This is a genomic window from Ruegeria arenilitoris (assembly GCF_013030985.1).
GTDB classification, from domain to species: Bacteria; Pseudomonadota; Alphaproteobacteria; order Rhodobacterales; family Rhodobacteraceae; genus Ruegeria; species Ruegeria arenilitoris_B.
In genome coordinates this window covers 987,544-1,006,714 of sequence record NZ_WPYP01000001.1, presented here as the reverse complement: position 1 = coordinate 1,006,714, position 19,171 = coordinate 987,544, and the positions used below count along the sequence as shown (strand labels likewise).

Sequence of the window (19,171 nt, the reverse complement as noted above, 5' to 3'; positions counted from 1 at the left end):
TTCGCCTGTGCGCATGTGTTTCTGTGCGCGCGACTTGAATAACAGGAAGATGCAAATAGTTTCGTTGTGATATTAACTTGGCCAACCGTGGGGACAGGCTGAATGAATTTGCGGGAATACACACGACAATATGCGGTGCAGGACAATCGGCTGGCCGCCTTAAGCTATTTTGGAACATTTGCGGTTTATTTCACATCGCTGGCGCTGGCCATTGCATATGTCGACCGCTGGTACATCATGATCCCTGCGGGGATTGTCTTCGCCTTCTCCGCTGTGCGGCTTTACGTGTTGCAGCATGATTGCGGTCACCATTCTCTGTTCGAAACCCGCGAGCAGAATGAATGGGCCGGGCACGGGTTGTCGCCGTTTACCTTTGCTCCGTTCGAGGTGATGAAGCAGAACCACAATCTCCACCATGCAGGGATCGGCAATCTGGAGCACCGCGAAACCGGTGAAATCCACACCATGACCCTGCGCGAGTGGAACAAAGCGGACTGGAAAACCCGTTTGTTCTATCGCCTTTACCGCAACCCGTTCATCCTGGTTCCGGTCGGCGCGCTGTTTACTTATTTCATTCGCTACCGCTGGCCCAAGAACACGGTGCGCTTCGGGGTCAAGGGCGTGGTGTTGCACAACCTGTCCATCGTGGTGTTTCTGGGCCTGCTCTATCTGATCGCCGGGTCGACGGGGATTCTGGTCTGGCTGGTGTTCTCTCTGCTGGGGGGGATGCTGGGTGTGTTCCTTGTCTACCTGCAGCACAATTTCGAGGACACCTATTGGGACCGCCGCCCGGACCTTGATCCGCAACTGGCAGCGCTTCAGGGCTCCTCCGCGTTGGATTTCGGCTGGTGGTTCGACAACGCGGTGGCGTGCATTACCTTGCATGACATCCATCACTTCAACGCGCGCATTCCGTCTTATCGGTTGCGGGCGTGCCACTATAACCTGCCGCCCGAATACACGCCCCGGCGGATCAAATTCCCCGAGGCCGTGGCGGCGCTGAACCTGAAACTCTGGGACGAGGATGCCAAACGCCTCGTGCCATTTCCGAAAAAGGACTCAACCGGTACGCTGGCGCACAGCAGTTGACAACTTGGGGCGGCTTTGGCCGTTCATTGGCTTGTTGCTATGTATATTCAGTGTATATACGATAGGGCGCAGGGAAAAAGAAAGGACTCTCAATGACCGCAGTGACCAACGTGAAGGGTGTAGGTGAGGCGCTGGGGCAGGCGCTGACCGCCAATGGTTTCAAGACCGCCGAAGCCATCGCCAAAGCCCGCCCCGCCGACCTGGTCAAAGTTTCCGGAATTGGTATTGCCCGTGCGCCGTTACTGATCGCTGCGGCGAAAGAGGCGATTGCGGCAAAGCCAGCTGCGGCCAAACCGGCAGCGAAACCTGCGGCCAAACCGGCAGCGAAACCTGCGGCCAAAAAACCCGCTGCCGCAAAGCCCGCAACACGCCGTACCCCGGCCCGTAAACCTGCGACGCGCAGACCCGCGGCCCGGAAAACCGTCGCCGCTGCAGCCGCCGAAAAGCGCGCCGAAGACGCTGCACGCAAGGCAGCCGAGGAAAAGGCCGCAGCCGCGGCGGCCGAAGCGAAAGCCCGCAAAAAGGCTAAGGCAAAAGCCAAGGCTGAAAAGGCCGCCAAAAAACTGCAAGAGATGGAAGCCGTGTTCTCGAAGGCGAAGGACAAGGTGAAGGCCAAGGCCAAGAAGGACAAAAAGTCCAAGAAGAACGACAAGAAAAAAGATCAGAAGAAAAAAGACGACAAGAAGAAAGATAAAAGCAAAGACAAGAAGAAAGGTAAGAAAAAGGCGAAGAAGTAAGCCTTCTCCGCCTTTCGGATTGTCGAACCGGTGCCGTGTGTGGCGCCGGTTTTTTTTTATGCCAGCGTGCCGTCCAGTTGCAGGGTCAACTTGCCGCCCAGATAGGGGGCCAGAACCTCGGGCAGGGTCACGGTGCCATCTGCGTTCTGGCCGTTCTCCAAAACGGCGATCAGGCAGCGCCCGACGGCCAGACCCGACCCGTTCAGGGTGTGGACATACTCCGGCTTGCCGCCGCCGTCGGGGCGGAAACGGGCGTTCATACGGCGGGCCTGAAAGTCACCGCAGGTCGAGACCGAGCTGATCTCGCGATAGGTATCCTGGCCGGGCAGCCAAGCCTCGATGTCGTAGGTACGGCGCGCGCCAAAGCCCATGTCGCCAGTGCAAAGGATCACGGTGCGATAGGGGATGCCCAGCGTTTCAAGAATCCCTTCGGCGCAGAGTAGCATGCGCTTTTGTTCGTCGTCCGATTTGTCCGGATGCGTGACCGAAACCATCTCGACCTTTTCGAACTGGTGCTGACGCAGCATGCCACGGGTGTCTTTACCGGCGCTGCCGGCTTCGGACCGGAAGCACAGCGAATGCGCGGTATAGCGGCGCGGCAGGTAGCTTTCATCGATCATCGTATCGTTGACGATATTGGTCAGCGAAACCTCGGAGGTCGGGATAAGCCACCAGCCCTCGCGGGTCTGATAGCTGTCTTCTCCGAATTTCGGCAACTGGCCGGTGCCCTGCATCATCTCGGACAGAACCAGAACCGGGCCGTTCACCTCGGTCAGTTCGTTTTCGTTGATGTGCGTGTCCAGCATGAACTGCGCCAGCGCGCGGTGAATGCGGGCCACACCGCCGGACAGCAGCACAAAACGCGAGCCGGAGAGTTTGGCGGCGGTCTCAAAGTCCATGCCATTCTGAACGGCTTCGATCTCGAAGTGCTCCTTGGGCGCAAAGTCCAGTTCGCGCGGCGTGCCCCAGCGGTTGATCTCGACATTGTCGTTCTCATCCGCACCTTCCGGCACATCTTCGGCGGGTAGGTTGGCGATGCGGATCAGCTGGTCCGCCAATAGGGCGTCCAGATCCTTGGCTTCGGTCTGCATCCGGGCGACCTCGGCCTTTTTCTTGGCGACCAGAGCGCGAAGACGTTCGAACTCGGCCTCATCGCCGCGCCCCTTGGCAGCGCCGACCTCTTTGCTGGCCTTGTTCTGTTCGGCCTGCGCGGTTTCAGCGGCCAGAATCTTGGCGCGACGGCTTTCGTCCAGCCTCAGCACATCTGACGACACCGGCGCGTCCCCACGGCGCGCAAGAGCGGCGTCGAAGGCGGCTGGGTTTTCGCGAATGGCGCGGATGTCGTGCATGGTTCAGATCCTTAAATGCGTGAATCACTGAAACCGCTTATGCACCATCTGAAAGGCAGGGTGTAGCACCGGTTACGACATATCCGCGCCCTCGTGCGATTCATGTGCCAGATGGCCATCCCAGTCTTCTGCCGGGATTTTTGGCTCGGGCGGATCGGCCATGTAAGAGGGCGTCATGATCTGCACGCCATTCTCGTTGAACACGGCCACGATGTTGCGATGCAAGTCCGAGCGGATTTTCGGGATGATGCTACCGCGCGTGGTATAGCCGTTGATCTGGTAGTTGATCGCGTAGTCCGCCAGGGCGGTCCACAATACAAAGGGATCCGGCTTGGCCTTGATCCCCTTGGTCCGATGGGCGGCCTCAATCAGCATCGCCTCGACCTTCTCGGGCGGCTCCTCATAACCGATGCCGACGGTGGTGTGCAGCAGCAGCCCGCTGCCATCCGTCTTCTTCGAGAAATTGACCACATCTGAGTTCATCAATTGCGCATTCGGGATCGAGATCAGTTCGTTTTTGATCGATTTCAGATGCGTCTCCATCAGCTTGATCTGCACCACATCGCCGATGTGATCCCCGATCTGGATACGGTCCCCGATCGAGGTTGAACGGCGATAGATCACGAATAGTCCGGCCAGCATATTCGATACGACCGAGTTCGCCCCCAGCGACAGCATTGCGCCTACCAGAATGGTCAGGCCCTGAAATGCCGCGGAATCCGAGCCGGGTATGTAGGGCACTGCAAAAACCAGCGCGATCAGGATGACAACAACGCGGGCGATGTTGAACGTCGGGCTGACCCAATGTTTCTCAAAATCGCCCATTTCGAATGAGCCAGCCTCGACCGCATCAAAAAACACACGCAGCCCTTTGATGATGTACATCGTCACCCAGGCGATCAGGCCCAGCATGATCATATTCGGAATGTAGCTGAGGATACCTTTGAAGATCAGCAGGACCGGTTCGGTCAGATAGGTGAGCAGCAGCTGCGCGAAGTAGCGGGTTTCGGCAAAGGCCAGCAGGACGAAGGACAGATAGTAGTAGAAACCCAGAAAGAAGATCACCAACAGGGCGAAATTCAGCCCGTACCGAACCAGTGCAGCTATCGCTTCGGCCTGAACGCTTTTGGCGGTGGCGGTTTCCACGTCCTTCAGGTGGCGTTTGACGAATTTCAGCGTTCGCCGCCGAATTCTCCGGTGCAGCCATAGGATGGCCACGACAAAGGCAACAAATCCGAAAGTCCAGGCGGCAGCTTCGATGGCACCGGATACACGTGCCTTTTCGGTACGATTGGCGCGGTAGGCTTCGACGGCTTGTTTGATCGCATTGCCGTGCAGCACGCTGAGGACGCTCAGCTCCATCTGGTCCAGCTCGGAATCGGCAGTGGTGACGATCGAGATTCTCTCGCCATCGGCCAGAATCCATATGCCAAGTTCGGTCTCTTCAAAGGTGATCTCGACCGACGGCGCGTCCGAGGCCTCGGCGATTGCTATGATCTTGTCCTGCACGCCTTCCGCGCGCTCTGGCGCGGGCAGGGCGCTGGACCCCCGGACCTGAAACAATACGTCCCCATCCACGATGACAGGAGCCATGAAAGCATCCGACTCGTCGACCTCGGACGTGACATTTTCGACGGGCGTTTCCTGTGCCGAAACAGGGTCCGCAATCCACAGGCTCAACACCAGTGGGATCAAGAAATAAGACAATAAAAGGAAGGGCTTGAAATACCGTACCATGTGTCCCCCTTGCCCCGAACTATACCCGGTTTCGGCAATGTTCATAGGGCATATCTGCAACGCTTTGTGTGTTCCTGGCAGGGTCGGGTCGGGTTCAGATGGGTCACAGCGCCGCCTTTGCTTGCAAAGGCGCAACTCAAGGCATAGGTTCTCGCCAAATTTGCGGAGCCCTCCGCATCATCAAAACAAAAGGAATATCCCATGGAAGGTGGCGCAATCGCCCAGTTTCTCCCGCTGATCCTGATCTTCGCGATCATGTATTTCCTGCTGATCCGTCCGCAGCAGAAGAAGATGAAACAACACCAGGCCATGGTCGAAGCCGTGCGCCGGGGCGATCAGGTGGTCACTCAGGGTGGTCTGATCGGCAAGGTGTCGAAGGTCAAGGAAGGCGAGAACGAGATCGAGGTCGAACTGGCCGAGAACGTCAAGGTTCGTGTGGTCAAGTCGACCATCGCTCAGGTTCTAAACAAGACCGAACCGGCGAAGTAACTTCGCGCGATAATTCCTTGAAAAGGCAGGGTAATGCTGCAAATTGATACCTGGAAGCGGGTTCTGATCTGGTTGGTCTGTGTGACCGGCTTGCTGATGGCCCTGCCGAATGCGTTCTACACGCGCGTCGAGCAATCCAACGATGCCAAGGCCGCGATCGAGCTTGGCATCGACACCCCCGAAATGCAGGCGCAGGCGGCGCAGTGGCCGAACTGGTTGCCGTCGTCGCTGGTCAATCTTGGCCTCGACCTGCGCGGCGGGGCGCATCTGCTGGCCGAAGTGAAGGTCGAAGATGTCTACGAATCCCGGATGGAAGCGATGTGGCCCGAGGTGCGCGACGCCCTGCGGGACGAGCGCGCAACCGTCGGCACGATCCGCAAACAGGATTCGGCCCCCGATGAGATTCGTGTTCGCATCAGCCAGCCCGAGGGGATGTCACGTGCGCTGGAAGTTGTGCGTGGTCAGGCCCGTCAGGTGCAGACGCTGACCGGCGTCGGTGCCACCGATATCGAGGTTCGCGCCGAAGGCGACACCCTTGTCGTGCAACTGTCAGAGGCCGAGAAGCTGGCCTCGGACGATCGTACCGTCCGTCAGGCTCTGGAAATCATTCGCCGCCGGATCGATGAGGTTGGCACCCGTGAGCCCACCATTCAGCGCCAGGGTGCGGATCGTATCCTGATCCAGGTGCCGGGTATCGGCAGCGCGGGGGAATTGAAGGGGATCATTGGCACCACGGCGCAGCTGACCTTCAACCCGGTTGTGGGGAGGGGCACCGACCCGGATGCCGTTCCAGGCGTCGGGGAAACGGTTGTTCCGTCAATCGACGAAAACGGCGTGTTTTACATCATCGAATCCGCTCCGGTCGTGACCGGTGAGGAACTGGTGGACGCACAGCCCTCGTTCGATCAGAACGGTCGCCCGGCGGTCAGCTTCCGGTTCAACACGTCCGGCGCGCGCAAGTTCGGCGACTACACCCGCGACAACATCGGCGCGCCTTTTGCCATCGTACTGGATGACGAAGTGATCTCGGCCCCGGTGATTCAGGCGCATATTGCAGGTGGGTCCGGTATCATCACCGGTAACTTCACCGTCGAGGAAAGCACCAATCTGGCTGTGCTGCTGCGTGCTGGCGCACTTCCCGCCGGGTTGGAGTTCCTGGAAGAACGCACTATCGGCCCCGAGCTGGGTCAGGACAGCATCGACGCGGGTAAAACTGCAACCATCGTGGCCTTTGTCGCGGTACTTAGCTTCATGGCGCTCAGCTATGGTCTGTTCGGCGTGTTCGCCAATATTGCGCTGATCATCAACGTCGGGCTGATTTTCGGCTTGCTGTCGCTGATCGGGGCCACGCTGACCCTGCCGGGTATTGCGGGCATCGTTCTGACGGTGGGTATGGCGGTGGATGCCAACGTGCTGATCTTTGAACGTATCCGCGAGGAACTGAAATCCGCCCGAGGCCCGGCGCGTGCCATCGAGCTGGGCTATGAAAAGGCGCTGTCGGCCATCGTCGACGCCAACGTGACCACCTTCATCACCGCCGTGATCCTGTTTGCCATGGGCAGCGGACCGGTGCGCGGTTTCGCGATTACGCTGGGTCTTGGTATTCTAACCTCGGCCTTCACTGCGATCTTCGTCACGCGCTTGTTTGTTGTGATGTGGTTCGAACGCCGCCGTCCGAAAACGATCGAGGTTTGACATGAGACTGAAACTCGTACCCCAGAACACCTCGTTCGATTTCTTCAGCCGCTGGAAGGTTTGGCTGGGCATCTCGGCCCTGATGATGGTCGTGGCCTTCACGTCCTTTATGCTGCAGGGGCTGAACTTTGGCATCGACTTCCGCGGCGGGACCACGATCCGGACCCAATCCACGCAAGAGATCGACATCGGCGCCTACCGTGACGCCATCGCGCCGCTGGAGCTGGGCGATGTGACGATCACCGAGATTTTCGATCCGACTTTTGGAGACGACGAAAACGTCGCCATGATCCGCATTCAGGCGCAGGCCGATGCCGAAGCGGTCTCGGCCGCTACGGTCAGCGCGGTGGAAGACGCGTTGAAGGTTACCGTGCCGGATATCGAATTTGTCTCGGTCGAATCTGTTGGTCCCAAAGTTTCGGGCGAGTTGATCCAGACCGCCGTGATCGCGGTGATGCTGGCGATCGGAGCGGTACTGGTCTACATCTGGCTGCGCTTCGAATGGCAGTTCGCGCTGGGGGCCGTGGCCGCACTGGTGCATGACGTGATCCTGACCATCGGTATCTTCTCGGAACTGCAAATCCGGTTTGATCTGGCCATCATTGCGGCACTTCTGACCATCGTGGGTTATTCGCTGAATGACACCGTGGTCGTGTTCGACCGGGTGCGTGAGAACCTGCGGAAGTACAAGAAGAAGGACCTCAAAGAAGTTCTGAACATCTCGATCAACGAAACGCTCAGCCGGACGGTGATGACCTCGGTTACCACGCTGCTGGCGCTGATCTCGCTTTATGTGCTGGGCGGCGACGTGATCCGCGGCTTTGTCTTCGCGATGATTTGGGGTGTGATCGTGGGGACCTATTCGTCGGTCTTCGTGGCCTCGACCATCCTGCTGTGGCTGGGGGTCAAGCGCGACTGGTCCAAACCGTCCAATACGGCGGGCAATCAGTTTGCCAACATCGACGCCTGAGATATTCGGCCAGTCCCCAACGGGGCTGGCCGTTATCATTTTTGCCGCCTTTCTTGGCGGCATTGTGCGCGGGTTTTCCGGCTTTGGCACCGCGCTGATCTTCCTCCCGATCTCCACCCCTTTTCTCGGCCCGTTCGGAGCCCTGATTGGCCTGACCATCATGGACATCTTCGGGCCGCTGCCGAACCTGCGCCGTGCCTGGCGTGCTGTGGACAGGGGTGACCTTGTTCGGCTGGCGTTCGGATGCGCGCTATTGCTGCCGGTTGGGCTATGGGTGCTGACGCGGGTTGAGCCCGAAGTGTTTCGTTACGCGGTCAGCTTTCTGGCACTTTTCATGCTGGCCATTCTGATTCTCGGGCTGCGGTATCATGGTCGCGTCGGTCGCGCGATGGTCGCGGGTATCGGCGGTGCCGCCGGGTTTCTGGGCGGTGTGGCTGGCTTGCCCGGTCCAGCGGTGATCCTTTTCTACATGTCGCGGCCGTTACCTGTTGAGGTGATCCGCGCGACGATCCTGCTGTTCCTGTTTGTCTTCGACTTCCTCATCCTTGGCTATTTGACCGGCATGGGACGGGTTACTTGGCCCGCTGTGGCCTTGGGATTGGTGCTGTCTGTGCCAAACTTGCTGGGTAATTGGTTGGGAGGCTGGCTTTTTCATCCCAAATACGAACGAGTCTACCGCGCCGCAGCGTATCTGGCGATCGCGGTTGCGGCCTTGTCGGGGCTGCCGCTTTGGGGCTAGAAGGTGCCCATGCGCCTGAATGAGATTACCTACAACAACGCAGTTCCGGTTGACGGCTACGGCCCCGGCTTTTTCCGCATTGGCGGACAGGTTTACAACGGGGCCGTTCTGTCGGGGCCAACCGGCACTGCCGACTGGGGCGGATACACGGATGATGCGCCGCTGTTGGCGTTGTCCGAGGCGGTGGACGTTCTGTTCATCGGCACCGGAGAGGCGCTGACGCATATCCCATCCGATCTGCGTACGGCGCTTGAGGATGCAGGGATGGGGGTGGAGATCATGAACTCCCCAGCTGCCTGCCGCACTTACAATGTGTTGTTGTCAGAAGGCCGTCGCGTTGCGCTGGCGTTATTGCCGGTCTGACCCGGTCGCAGGGCCTGCGGCAAATCTTGCCTTTTGCCTCTGTCAGCAATCAGATAAGCGGAACCCATGACACTGACTGTGACCGATCTGGCCATCGCCCGTGGTGGCGTTCCTGTCCTTGAGGGGCTGAGTTTTGCGTTGCACCCCGGCAAGGCGCTGATCCTGCGCGGGCCGAACGGTATCGGCAAGACGACGCTGCTGCGCACGCTGGCGGGGTTGCAGCCGCCATTGAACGGGCAGATTGACGGGGCCGAGGATCAGATCGCCTATGCCTCGCACTCCGACGGGCTGAAGCCGACTTTGACTGTCGTGGAAAACCTGACCTTCTGGGCCTCGGTTTTCGGCACGAATGGCATCCAGCCTGCTTTAGACGCCTTTGCGCTGAATGAGCTGTCGGATCGTCACGCAGGCAACCTGTCCGCAGGGCAGAAACGGCGTTTGGGTCTGGCGCGGATGCTGGTCACCGGGCGGCCGATCTGGATGCTGGATGAACCCACCGTGTCGCTGGACAAAAACGCCGTGCAGATGTTCGCTGACGCCGTGCGGGCGCATCTGGGGCAGGGCGGCTCGGCCCTGATCGCAACCCATATCGACCTCGGCCTGGATGGCGAGGTTCTGGACGTGGGCCCCAACAAGGCGAAACCCAAACCCATCGACGATTTCGACGGAGGCTTCCTGTGATCGCCCTGTTGCTGCGTGACCTGAAACTGGCCTTCCGCGCAGGCGGAGGTTTTGGCCTTGGTCTGGCGTTCTTTCTGATCGTCACCGTGCTGGTGCCGTTTTCCGTGGGTCCGCAATCGTCGCTGCTGTCGACCATTGCACCCGGTATCCTGTGGCTGGGTGCGCTATTGGCCTGTTTGCTGTCGCTGGACCGTCTGCTGGCGCTGGATTGGGAAGACGGGTCGCTGGACCTGCTGGCCACCGCGCCGCTGCCGCTGGAATCGGTGGTCTCGATAAAGGCACTGGCGCACTGGCTGACCACCGGTCTGCCGCTGGTTTTGGCCGCGCCATTTTTGGGGGTGTTGCTGAACCTGCCGGTGCCGGGGTTCTTCTGGCTGGTGATTTCGCTGCTGATCGGCACCCCGGCCATGAGCGTCATCGGCACTTTCGGAGCGGCCCTGACGGTGGGTTTGAAGCGCGGTGGCTTGCTGCTGTCGCTGCTGGTCCTGCCGCTTTACGTGCCGACCCTGATCTTCGGCGCCGAAGTTGCGCGTCGTGGCGCTACGGGGATGGAAACACAAACGCCGCTGCTGATGCTGGCGGGGATCACGGCGGCCACGATTGCGCTGTTACCCTTTGCCAGCGCAGCCGTTCTGCGCATCAACCTTCGGTGACGCGTTCAAACTTTGACCAATGTCAATTGAGAACGCACCCGACTCGGACTAGATAAGGCCCATGTCTATCGCAGCCAAAGCCAACGCCCTCTGGGAATACGCCAACCCGCGCAAGTTCCTTGCCACCAGTGAACGGGTGATGCCGTTTTTCTGGGTGGCCTCGCTTGCGTGCATCGTGGTCGGACTGGTCTGGGGGTTCTTCTTCACGCCGGATGACTACAAGCAGGGGTCTACCGTCAAGATCATCTACCTGCATGTCCCTGCGGCGCTGATGGCGATCAATTGCTGGCTGATGATGCTGGCAACTTCGCTGGTCTGGCTGGTGCGGCGTCACCATGTCAGCGCGCTGGCCGCCCGTGCGGCGGCCCCCATTGGCATTGTCATGACGCTGATCGCACTGGCGACCGGGGCAATCTGGGGTCAGCCGATGTGGGGCACATGGTGGGCCTGGGACCCGCGCCTGACGTCATTCCTGATCCTGTTCCTGTTCTATCTGGGCTATGTCGCTCTGTGGGAAGCCATCGAAGATCCTGATACGGCGGCGGATCTGACCTCGGTCCTTTGCCTTGTGGGCTCGGTCTTTGCGATCCTCAGCCGCTATGCGGTGAATTTCTGGAACCAGGGTCTGCATCAGGGCGCGTCAGTGATGCGCGCGGCAGCCGTGACCGGGGCGGACACCGAAGAGAAGGTCAGCAACATTTATTTCTACCCGCTGCTGCTGTGCATCATCGGGTTCGTGTTGCTGTTCATCGCACTGGTCCTGTATCGCACCGGCACGGAAATCCGGGCGCGGCGGATCAAGGCGCTGTTGGCGCGGGAAAGGGTAAACGGATGATCCCTGATCTTGGAAAATATGCCGATACTGTCCTGTGGTCCTATGCGGCCTCGATCGGGCTGCTGGCGCTGCTGATTGTGTTCAGCGTTGCACGCGGGCGCAAAGTCCGGGCCGAGATGGAAAAAGTCGAGCAAAGGATGACGCGCAATGGCTAAGATTTCGCCCCTGATGATTGCGCCTCCGGTGATTTTCGGCCTTTTTGCCGTCGCCGCATTGGTGCAATTGCAAGATGGCTCGGACGACACGCTGCCGTCGGCCCGGCAGGGTCAAGCCGCGCCGCCGGTCGTTCTGACCGAGTTCCCGGGCAAGACGTTGTTCGACGATGCGACCCTGCGCGACGGCGAGGTTAAGTTGGTCAACTATTGGGCCAGCTGGTGCGCGCCGTGCCGTGCCGAACACCCGAACCTCGAGACGCTGTCCGAGGAGGGCATCCCGGTCTATGGCATCAACTATAAAGACAAGCTGGACAACGCCGAAGCGTTCCTGACCGATCTGGGCGACCCCTACAAGGCCATCGGGCGGGACGAACAGGGACGCATGGCGCTGGACTGGGGTCTGTATGGTGTGCCTGAAACCTATGTGATCGATGGCGAGGGCACGATCATCCTGCGGTTTGCCGGGCCAATCACCCAACGCGTCATCGAAAGCACCATCCGGCCCGCGCTTGAGAAAGCGGCGGGCAACTGATCCCGCCGCTCAGCTCGACTAGTTGCCGCCGGACACCACGGCGATTTCGTTGGCAATTGCCGTGCGTTTGTTGTTGGCATCTTCGCTGATCATTCCCGGGATCAGGAACGCATCGACCAGCATCCAGATTCCCAACGGAATCAGCAGAGCCAAACCCACTATGAATGCAACCGTTGCCCAGCCTGCGATGAACAGAATCAGCATCGTAACCGCAGTGCCCACGCGCCCGAGATAAAAGCGGTGAGCCCCAAATCCACCGAGAAAGAACCAAAGCAAATAGGCGACGGCTGTCGATTTCTTTTCATTGCTAAGGCGTTGTTCAACCAACATTTGCTGCTCTGTCGAAAGTGCCATTTCACATACCCTATATAATTGTTTTATGCGACAGGTATCGCCTTTAGGGTGAATGCAGTAAAGTAGCAAACCCCGCTATTGACAGGGTTTGCCGCAGCTCAAAAGTGGCTGTTTTTCTTTAGCCCGCTTTTGCCAAGTTTCTTAGCACGTATTGCAGCACGCCGCCGTTCTCGATGTATTCGATCTCGGGCGCGGTATCGATGCGGCACTTGAGGAGGATGGTTCTTTCGGCACCGTCAGCATAGGTGATGGTACAAGGCACCTCTTGCAGCGGTTCGATCGAGTCCAGCCCGTGGATCGAGACGGTCTCATCGCCCGTCAGCCCCAGCGTCTTGCGGTTATCGTCGCCGGTGAATTCGAACGGGATGACGCCCATACCCACCAGATTCGAGCGGTGGATACGCTCAAAGCTCTCGGCGATCACGGCTTTGACGCCCAGCAGCGCGGTGCCTTTGGCGGCCCAGTCACGGGACGAGCCCGCGCCATATTGCTCGCCGCCAAACACCACCAGCGGCGTGCCTTGTGCCTGATAGGCCATCGACGCCTCGTATATCGAGGTCTGCTCGCCATCCGGCCCCTTGGTATAGCCGCCCTCGACGCCGTCCAGCATCTCGTTCTTGATGCGGATATTGGCGAAGGTGCCGCGCATCATGACCTCGTGGTTGCCGCGGCGCGAGCCGTACGAGTTGAACTCGCGCGGCTGCACCTGATGGTCCATCAGATACTTGCCCGCAGGCGTGGTGGTTGCGAAAGACCCGGCGGGCGAGATGTGGTCGGTGGTGACCATGTCGCCCAGAATGGCCAGAACCTTGGCGCCTTCGATATTCGAGATCGTGCCCGGCTGCGGCCCCATGCCCTGGAAATAGGGCGGGTTCTGGATATAGGTCGAGTTGGGTGGCCAGTCATAGGTTTCTGCATCGGTGGTCTCGACCGCTTGCCATTTCTCGTCACCCTTGAATACGTCAGCATATTTCGACTGAAAGGCGTCGCGGGTAACGGTCTGCTGCACCAGATCGGAGATTTCGCCTTGGGTCGGCCAAATGTCTTTCATGAAGACGTCATTGCCATCCTTGTCCTGCCCAATCGGCTCTGTTGTCAGGTCGATATCCATGGTGCCCGCCAGCGCGTAGACGACCACCAGCGGCGGCGAGGCCAGGTAATTGGCGCGCACATCCGGAGAAATCCGACCCTCGAAATTGCGGTTGCCGGACAGGACCGAGGTGGCGACCAGATCGCCTTCGGCAATCGCTTCGCTGATTTCCTTCTGAAGCGGGCCAGAGTTTCCGATACAGGTGGTGCATCCATAGCCCACAAGGTTGAAGCCGATGGCATCCAGATGCTGTTGCAGACCGGCAGCCTCAAGATATTCCGACACAACCTGCGATCCGGGCGCCAGCGAGGTCTTGACCCAGGGCTGGCGGTTCAGGCCCAGCTCATGCGCCTTTTTCGCCACCAGACCGGCACCGATCATCACGTAGGGGTTCGAGGTGTTGGTGCAGGAAGTGATTGAGGCGATCACGACCTTGCCCGACTCCATCGCGTAGTTCTCACCTTTGACCAGAACTTCTTTACCCATCGGGCGTTTGAAGGTCTTCTCCATCTCGTTCAGGAAAGCGGCCTTGGCATCAGTCAGCGCAACATAATCCTGAGGGCGTTTCGGGCCCGAGATCGCGGGGACGATGGTGCCCATGTCCAGCGTCAGGGTGTCGGTGTAGATCGGCGCGTAGTTTTCATCACGCCAGAAACCGTTCTCCTTGGCGTAGGCCTCGACCAGCGCCAGACGGTCCTCGTCGCGCCCGGTATTGCGCATGTAGCGCAAGGTTTCGCCGTCGATTGGGAAGAAACCACAGGTCGCGCCGTATTCCGGCGCCATATTGGCGATGGTCGCGCGGTCGGCCAGCGGCAGGCGGTCCAGACCTTCGCCATAGAATTCGACGAATTTCCCAACCACGCCCTTTTCACGCAGCATCTCGACCACCTTCAGCACAAGGTCGGTGCCGGTGGTGCCTTCGACCATCGCGCCGGTCAGCTCAAAGCCCACAACCTCGGGGATCAGCATCGAGATCGGCTGACCCAGCATTGCGGCCTCGGCCTCGATCCCGCCGACGCCCCAGCCCAGAACGGCCATGCCGTTGACCATGGTGGTGTGGCTGTCGGTGCCGACCAGCGTGTCGGGATAGGCGACCTCATCCCCGTTCTGGTCGGTGTCGGTCCAGACAGTCTGGGCGAGGTACTCCAGGTTCACCTGATGGCAGATGCCGGTGCCGGGGGGGACAACGCGGAAGTTGTTGAAAGCTGACTGTCCCCATTTCAGGAACTGGTAGCGCTCCATGTTGCGCTCATATTCCCGGTCCACGTTCATCTGGAATGCGCGCGGATTGCCGAATTCGTCGATCATGACCGAGTGATCGATGACCAGATCCACTGGGTTCAGCGGGTTAATCTTTTGCGCGTCACCACCCAGCCCCTTGATCCCGTCCCGCATCGCAGCCAGATCGACCACGGCGGGCACACCGGTAAAGTCCTGCATCAGCACGCGGGCAGGGCGATAGGCAATCTCACGCGGGTTCTTGCCGCCATTGGCACCCCATTCGCCAAACGCCTTGATATCATCGACCGAGACGGAAAAGCCGTCATCCTCGAACCGCAGCATATTCTCCAACACCACTTTCAGAGCGGCGGGCAGTTTCGAGAAATCGCCCAGACCGGCCTCTTGCGCGGCGGGGATCGAATAATAGGAAATGGATTTGCCATTCACGTTCAGGCTGCGGCGCGTCTTGGCGGTGTCCTGTCCGACTTTAATTGGCATGAGTTGGCTCCCTCTCAAATGACTTGGGTAACGGGGTTCGCTGATAGCAATCTTTATCACGTTTCGCCGGGGTTCAAGGACCAAGACGTGCAAAGTCGGTCTGGTTCCGCCGCGACACGCATCGTTGGGGTAGGCTGATTTCAAGAAACCTTGATTGGAGGGTGAGGTCCAAAGGGTTTAAACCACTCAGGTATCTTATCGGTCGCAAACAGAAAAGTTATCAGCCCGAGGTCAAATATGCTCAGATCCGCCATCATTGCCACTGTGCTTGCTGTCGCCGCGCCTGCAGCGGCTGGAAACGATCCGGTGGTGGTCGAGCTGTTTACGTCGCAGGGCTGTTCGTCCTGTCCCCCGGCCGACCGGCTGATGCATGATCTGGCCAAACGCGATGATGTGATCGGTCTGGCCCTCCACGTGGACTATTGGGACTATATCGGGTGGGAGGACGAATATGCCGATCCCGATCACACCTTGCGCCAGCGTGCTTACGCGCGCCAGGGCGGGCGGACGATGATCTACACGCCACAGATGGTGATAAACGGTCAGCATGACGTGGTCGGTGCGCAATCGCGCGAATTGGAGCGCCTGATCAACGCGCATCTGACAGCTGCGCCCGAGGCAGAAGTCGTGGCCAAACGGTCGGGCAATGAGGTGACGGTCGATGTCACCCCTGTCGAACTGCCCGAAGGTGAAACCTTCGACGTCAGGGTGGTTCAGTATTCACCGATGCGCCATGCCTCGATCCGCCGAGGCGAGCTGGCGGGGCACGAGTTGGATTACGCCAACGTTGTGGAATCCTGGCAGGTGGCCGGGCAGTGGGACGGGGTCGCGCCGCAACGGTTTTCGGCTGTATTGAATTCGGACTTGCCAGCCGTTGTTCTGGTTCAGAGGGTCGGGCACGGCCCGATCGTTGCCGCTGCCCGGGTCAAGTGATCAGGGCATGTCCTCGGGCTGCACGCCAAGCCCATTCCAAGCCTTCCAGCGTCGGTGAATCCAAAACCACTGACCCATATGCTGCCGGACCACGACCTCAAGATCGTCATTGGTGAACTGGGTCATGGTCTTGGGGTCGGTATGCGGAACCGGATCGTGCAGCACGATTTCAAAATCGATGCCGTTGGGCTGACGAATGGCGTAGCAGGGGATCAGCTCGGCCTTGAATTTGATAGCCAGTTCGGCGTTCAAAATCGACGTGACGGCCGGTTTGCCGAAGAATGTCAGCTCTTCCCCGCCATGGGCGTGAAGGTCCGAGACGATGGCGATGATGCCGCCCTTTTTGAGTGAGCGCACCATCTCGACCATACCGCGACGACCCTGTTCGAACATGGGCGCGCCGGTTCTATAGAACGCTTCGACATAGGCATCGTTGAAATACGGGTTCGCCATACGGCGATACAGGCACCCGATGGGTTTTCCGCTGCGGGCTTGAAGGGCAATCCGGGCAGCTAGGTAGTGGCCGAAATGTGCAGTGATCATCATCACCGGGCGCCCCTCGGCGACGGCTGCGTCAAAGGCCGCGATGCCGGGGCCGGAAATCTTGGCTGTACTCTGGCGTTTGGTGAAACCTTCGGGCGAGAAATGCTCCATGATCGCACGACCCGCATTGTCGGGCACGGCACGGCAGATGCGCTGCATCTCAGCTTCAGGTAACTCCGGGCAAGTCAGTTCCAAATTTCGGCGCACGCGCTTGGTAATGCCAACAACGGGGGCGAGGCTGCGCACGATTGCCCCCATCATAGCGATGCGACGCTCATAAGGTAGTAGGCGCATCGCGCCGATAACACCCTTTAGAAACAGGCCGGTGACATAGTATTTCCGTAGCGCCCCGCGGCTTAGTTCCGACTTTTCGGCTGGCATAATCTGGTCTCACCGGCTGTTGCGAATTGCCGCGCCAGACATACAAGGCGTGGTCTCTGACCACAAGCGTTCCGATGGCTTGGACCGTTCGCCTAGTCCTCACTTTCCTCCTCGATGAGTGTGATCGTTCCATCATCAACCAAGGTACGGATGGCACCGACGATCTGCGTCATCGCCTCTTCGGCCTCGGATTGCTTGACCTTGCCGCGTTCCAATATCTCTTCGCGCAGGTTGTCCGCCATGCGCGTGGACATGTTGGACAGCATGAATTCCGCCGCAGTTCTGTCATCCTCCGCCACTGCACCCGCCAGTGCTGTGACCAGATCGGCCTGTTCCACGCCACGCAGAATCGCAGGAACGTCGCGGGGCAAAATCCGCGCCGGTACATGCGCGAAGGTAAAAATCGAGCGGCGCACAACGCTGGCGAAATCCGAATCCTCTTCGTCCAGCGCGGTCAGCAACCCGTCACGGGTGGATGCCGCTGACTGGTTCAGGATCGCACCAACCCGCGCGCCGGGACCATCGGCAAACGCCTGAGACGGGCGCTGATCCAGTTGCGCCGCCAGCGACCAGCCGATCCGTTCGACGGCTTCGGGGGTGACATTGGCGGTTTTCGAGATTGCATAGGTGATCCGCCGTGCCACCGGGCCGGGCAGGTGGCCCAGCAACTGCGCCGCCTTCGCAGTCTCCAGCTTGGACAGCATCACGGCGGCAATCTCAGTGCTTTCGGCCTGCGCCATCGCGGCGAGATCCTCAGTCGGGATTTCACGCAGGCGCTGCCACGGATCACCGATCTGGCGCACTCCGGCCACCTTGCGCAGCCGCGCCGCCGTGGCCGAACCGATCTTGCCATCCACCGCATCCAGTGCCCCCGCCAGACCATGCGGGAAGGACAGGCCAACGCTGTCCAGCGCCTCGGCAAATTCCTGCGCCACGGCATCCAGCGTGAAGCGGTCGACAAGACCCATCTGACCCAGTTGATGGGTCAGTTTCTCCTGCAGATCATCGGGAAGCTCTTCCAGCGGTATATCGGCGCCTTCGTTCAGCAAAAGCCGGACAACAATGGCGGCCTTCTGCCGGTTGCTGAGGGCGCGGGGAACGACGCGGGGTGCGTCGTCCTTCTGATCGGCCACCGGAGCCGCCCCCGGTGCCATCTGTACCAAAGTGTTCGTATCCTGCATCTGCCTGCGGTGCCAAAGTTGCGTTCCACAGGCAGAGTACGGAGAGTCGGGTAAAGAAAGACTGAAGCTTAATAGTTATAAGTCAGCCCTGTGCGGATCGCCTCGCGCAGGGATGCTTCGGCCCAGGTGCCTTCACCGCCACGCGCCTTGATCTCGCGCCACTGTTCGATGGCCTGGTCGGTTTTGCCTTCGGTCACAAATCCCTGACCCATATAGCTGCGGGCAAGGATGTTGTCAGGGTTGGCCTCGATGGCGTTGGTGTAGAAGACATTCGCCAGCTCAAGCTCGCCCATCTTGCGGTAGGTAAAGCCCCAATAGGTCAGCACGCGATCATCGTCCTGATCCATGATGCGCAGGATGTTCTGCGCATTCTCGAACTGGCCGTCATAGGCCAGTTCGCGCACGGCGTCGTAGAGTTCATCCTGGGTAAAGTTGGTCTTGTTCGGCTTGACGCAACGCCCCGCGTCCTTGTCGTACACACGGCCGAACAGGCATTTCTTGGTCGTATTGGTAGGTTTTGGTGGGGTGGTGGCACCGCCACCGCCGGCCGCATATAGGGCCGGAGCGAAGGCAAAGGCCTGAAGGGCAATAGCTGAAACTAATACGAGGCGCATTTTCCTACTCCGTTCTTTGGGCTGCTCTGATCAAGCATAGCGCGATCTGATAAAAAGCTAACAATCGGCTGCTCGCTTTTATTCACAGGTAGGAAAGAACTTTTTCAGCTGCTGGTGTTTTTTGCGCAGGTTTGGCTTTCTGCGTCCCAATATGTGCCCGGTGCGCAGGACTGGGTTTGTTTGGGATGCCCGCTGCAGGCCAGAGCGACGGATGCGGAACACGCTAGGGCCAATGCGCAGATAAGAGTGCGGATCATGCTGTTTCTCCCGTTCGGAAATACGGGCGTACCTTAGCCGATTTTACGCATCTTGGCAAAAGAACAGGGCCCGGA

General features: G+C 59.4%; 20 protein-coding genes. 13 read left to right on the top strand and 7 right to left on the bottom strand.

Translation table 11 applies throughout. From position 1 onward, the window contains the following. Window positions 1-102 precede the first annotated feature (102 nt). On the top strand, window positions 103-1,089 hold the full coding sequence (locus GOX88_RS05005; protein WP_170399943.1) for a fatty acid desaturase: 987 nt from the start codon (window positions 103-105) through the stop codon (window positions 1,087-1,089). A 92-nt stretch (window positions 1,090-1,181) separates the two neighbouring features. Then, a complete protein-coding gene (locus tag GOX88_RS05000; protein WP_170399941.1) occupies window positions 1,182-1,826 on the top strand; it encodes a helix-hairpin-helix domain-containing protein in 645 nt (214 codons plus the stop codon). A 56-nt stretch (window positions 1,827-1,882) separates the two neighbouring features. Here GOX88_RS05000 and serS read toward each other — a convergent pair whose 3' ends face one another. Beyond that, window positions 1,883-3,175 carry a serine--tRNA ligase gene (serS, locus tag GOX88_RS04995; RefSeq protein WP_170399939.1) on the bottom strand — a complete coding sequence of 431 codons (1,293 nt, stop codon included), beginning with the start codon at window positions 3,173-3,175 and terminating at the stop codon, window positions 1,883-1,885. Window positions 3,176-3,247: 72 nt separating this feature from the next. Further along, on the bottom strand, window positions 3,248-4,912 hold the full coding sequence (locus tag GOX88_RS04990) for a mechanosensitive ion channel family protein (protein WP_170399937.1): 1,665 nt from the start codon (window positions 4,910-4,912) through the stop codon (window positions 3,248-3,250). Between the two features lie 201 nt (window positions 4,913-5,113). On the opposite strand from GOX88_RS04990, the gene yajC reads away from it, so the two are divergent. The 10 genes from yajC to GOX88_RS04940 all read left to right on the top strand — a co-directional run bounded on the left by yajC (window position 5,114) and on the right by GOX88_RS04940 (window position 12,024). Next, entirely contained in the window at window positions 5,114-5,401 is a 288-nt protein-coding gene (gene yajC / locus GOX88_RS04985) for a preprotein translocase subunit YajC (RefSeq protein ID WP_170399935.1), read from the top strand. A gap of 33 nt (window positions 5,402-5,434) precedes the next feature. Then, entirely contained in the window at window positions 5,435-7,096 is a 1,662-nt protein-coding gene (gene secD, locus GOX88_RS04980; RefSeq protein ID WP_170399933.1) for a protein translocase subunit SecD, read from the top strand. A gap of 1 nt (window position 7,097) precedes the next feature. Beyond that, window positions 7,098-8,066 (top strand): protein translocase subunit SecF, encoded by a 969-nt coding sequence (gene secF, locus GOX88_RS04975; protein ID WP_170399931.1) that lies wholly within the window; start codon window positions 7,098-7,100, stop codon window positions 8,064-8,066. Further along, window positions 8,047-8,805: a sulfite exporter TauE/SafE family protein gene (locus GOX88_RS04970; protein WP_174826016.1), complete on the top strand. Its 759-nt coding sequence runs from the start codon at window positions 8,047-8,049 to the stop codon at window positions 8,803-8,805. Before secF ends, GOX88_RS04970 begins: the two co-directional genes overlap by 20 nt. A 9-nt stretch (window positions 8,806-8,814) precedes the next feature. Continuing rightward, window positions 8,815-9,168, top strand: coding sequence for an Mth938-like domain-containing protein (locus GOX88_RS04965; RefSeq protein ID WP_170399929.1), 354 nt, complete (start codon window positions 8,815-8,817; stop codon window positions 9,166-9,168). A 66-nt stretch (window positions 9,169-9,234) separates the two neighbouring features. Further along, window positions 9,235-9,849 (top strand): heme ABC exporter ATP-binding protein CcmA, encoded by a 615-nt coding sequence (gene ccmA / locus GOX88_RS04960; protein WP_170399927.1) that lies wholly within the window; start codon window positions 9,235-9,237, stop codon window positions 9,847-9,849. Next, window positions 9,846-10,502, top strand: a complete 657-nt coding sequence (gene ccmB / locus GOX88_RS04955; RefSeq protein WP_170399925.1) for a heme exporter protein CcmB — start codon at window positions 9,846-9,848, stop codon at window positions 10,500-10,502. Before ccmA ends, ccmB begins: the two co-directional genes overlap by 4 nt. A 61-nt stretch (window positions 10,503-10,563) precedes the next feature. Continuing rightward, entirely contained in the window at window positions 10,564-11,337 is a 774-nt protein-coding gene (locus tag GOX88_RS04950) for a heme ABC transporter permease (protein ID WP_170399923.1), read from the top strand. Then, complete coding sequence (ccmD, locus tag GOX88_RS04945) at window positions 11,334-11,492, top strand: heme exporter protein CcmD (RefSeq protein WP_170399921.1); 159 nt, start codon at window positions 11,334-11,336, stop codon at window positions 11,490-11,492. The genes GOX88_RS04950 and ccmD overlap by 4 nt, the downstream gene beginning before the upstream one ends. Then, window positions 11,485-12,024, top strand: a complete 540-nt coding sequence (locus GOX88_RS04940) for a DsbE family thiol:disulfide interchange protein (RefSeq protein WP_170399919.1) — start codon at window positions 11,485-11,487, stop codon at window positions 12,022-12,024. Before ccmD ends, GOX88_RS04940 begins: the two co-directional genes overlap by 8 nt. A gap of 18 nt (window positions 12,025-12,042) precedes the next feature. Here the strand turns inward: GOX88_RS04940 and GOX88_RS04935 are convergent, their stop codons facing one another. Continuing rightward, window positions 12,043-12,378 carry a TM2 domain-containing protein gene (locus GOX88_RS04935; protein WP_170399917.1) on the bottom strand — a complete coding sequence of 112 codons (336 nt, stop codon included), beginning with the start codon at window positions 12,376-12,378 and terminating at the stop codon, window positions 12,043-12,045. A 118-nt stretch (window positions 12,379-12,496) separates the two neighbouring features. Beyond that, complete coding sequence (acnA, locus tag GOX88_RS04930) at window positions 12,497-15,187, bottom strand: aconitate hydratase AcnA (protein WP_170399915.1); 2,691 nt, start codon at window positions 15,185-15,187, stop codon at window positions 12,497-12,499. Between the two features lie 237 nt (window positions 15,188-15,424). On the opposite strand from acnA, the gene GOX88_RS04925 reads away from it, so the two are divergent. Continuing rightward, window positions 15,425-16,120: a DUF1223 domain-containing protein gene (locus tag GOX88_RS04925; RefSeq protein WP_170399913.1), complete on the top strand. Its 696-nt coding sequence runs from the start codon at window positions 15,425-15,427 to the stop codon at window positions 16,118-16,120. On the opposite strand, the gene GOX88_RS04920 is transcribed toward GOX88_RS04925, so the two are convergent. The 3 genes from GOX88_RS04920 to GOX88_RS04910 all read right to left on the bottom strand — a co-directional run bounded on the left by GOX88_RS04920 (window position 16,121) and on the right by GOX88_RS04910 (window position 18,839). Then, window positions 16,121-17,044 (bottom strand): lysophospholipid acyltransferase family protein, encoded by a 924-nt coding sequence (locus GOX88_RS04920; RefSeq protein WP_170399911.1) that lies wholly within the window; start codon window positions 17,042-17,044, stop codon window positions 16,121-16,123. A 92-nt stretch (window positions 17,045-17,136) separates the two neighbouring features. Continuing rightward, on the bottom strand, window positions 17,137-18,225 hold the full coding sequence (locus tag GOX88_RS04915) for a flagellar motor switch protein FliG (RefSeq protein WP_170399909.1): 1,089 nt from the start codon (window positions 18,223-18,225) through the stop codon (window positions 17,137-17,139). Between the two features lie 68 nt (window positions 18,226-18,293). Continuing rightward, window positions 18,294-18,839 carry a tetratricopeptide repeat protein gene (locus GOX88_RS04910; protein ID WP_170399908.1) on the bottom strand — a complete coding sequence of 182 codons (546 nt, stop codon included), beginning with the start codon at window positions 18,837-18,839 and terminating at the stop codon, window positions 18,294-18,296. Window positions 18,840-19,171 lie beyond the last annotated feature (332 nt).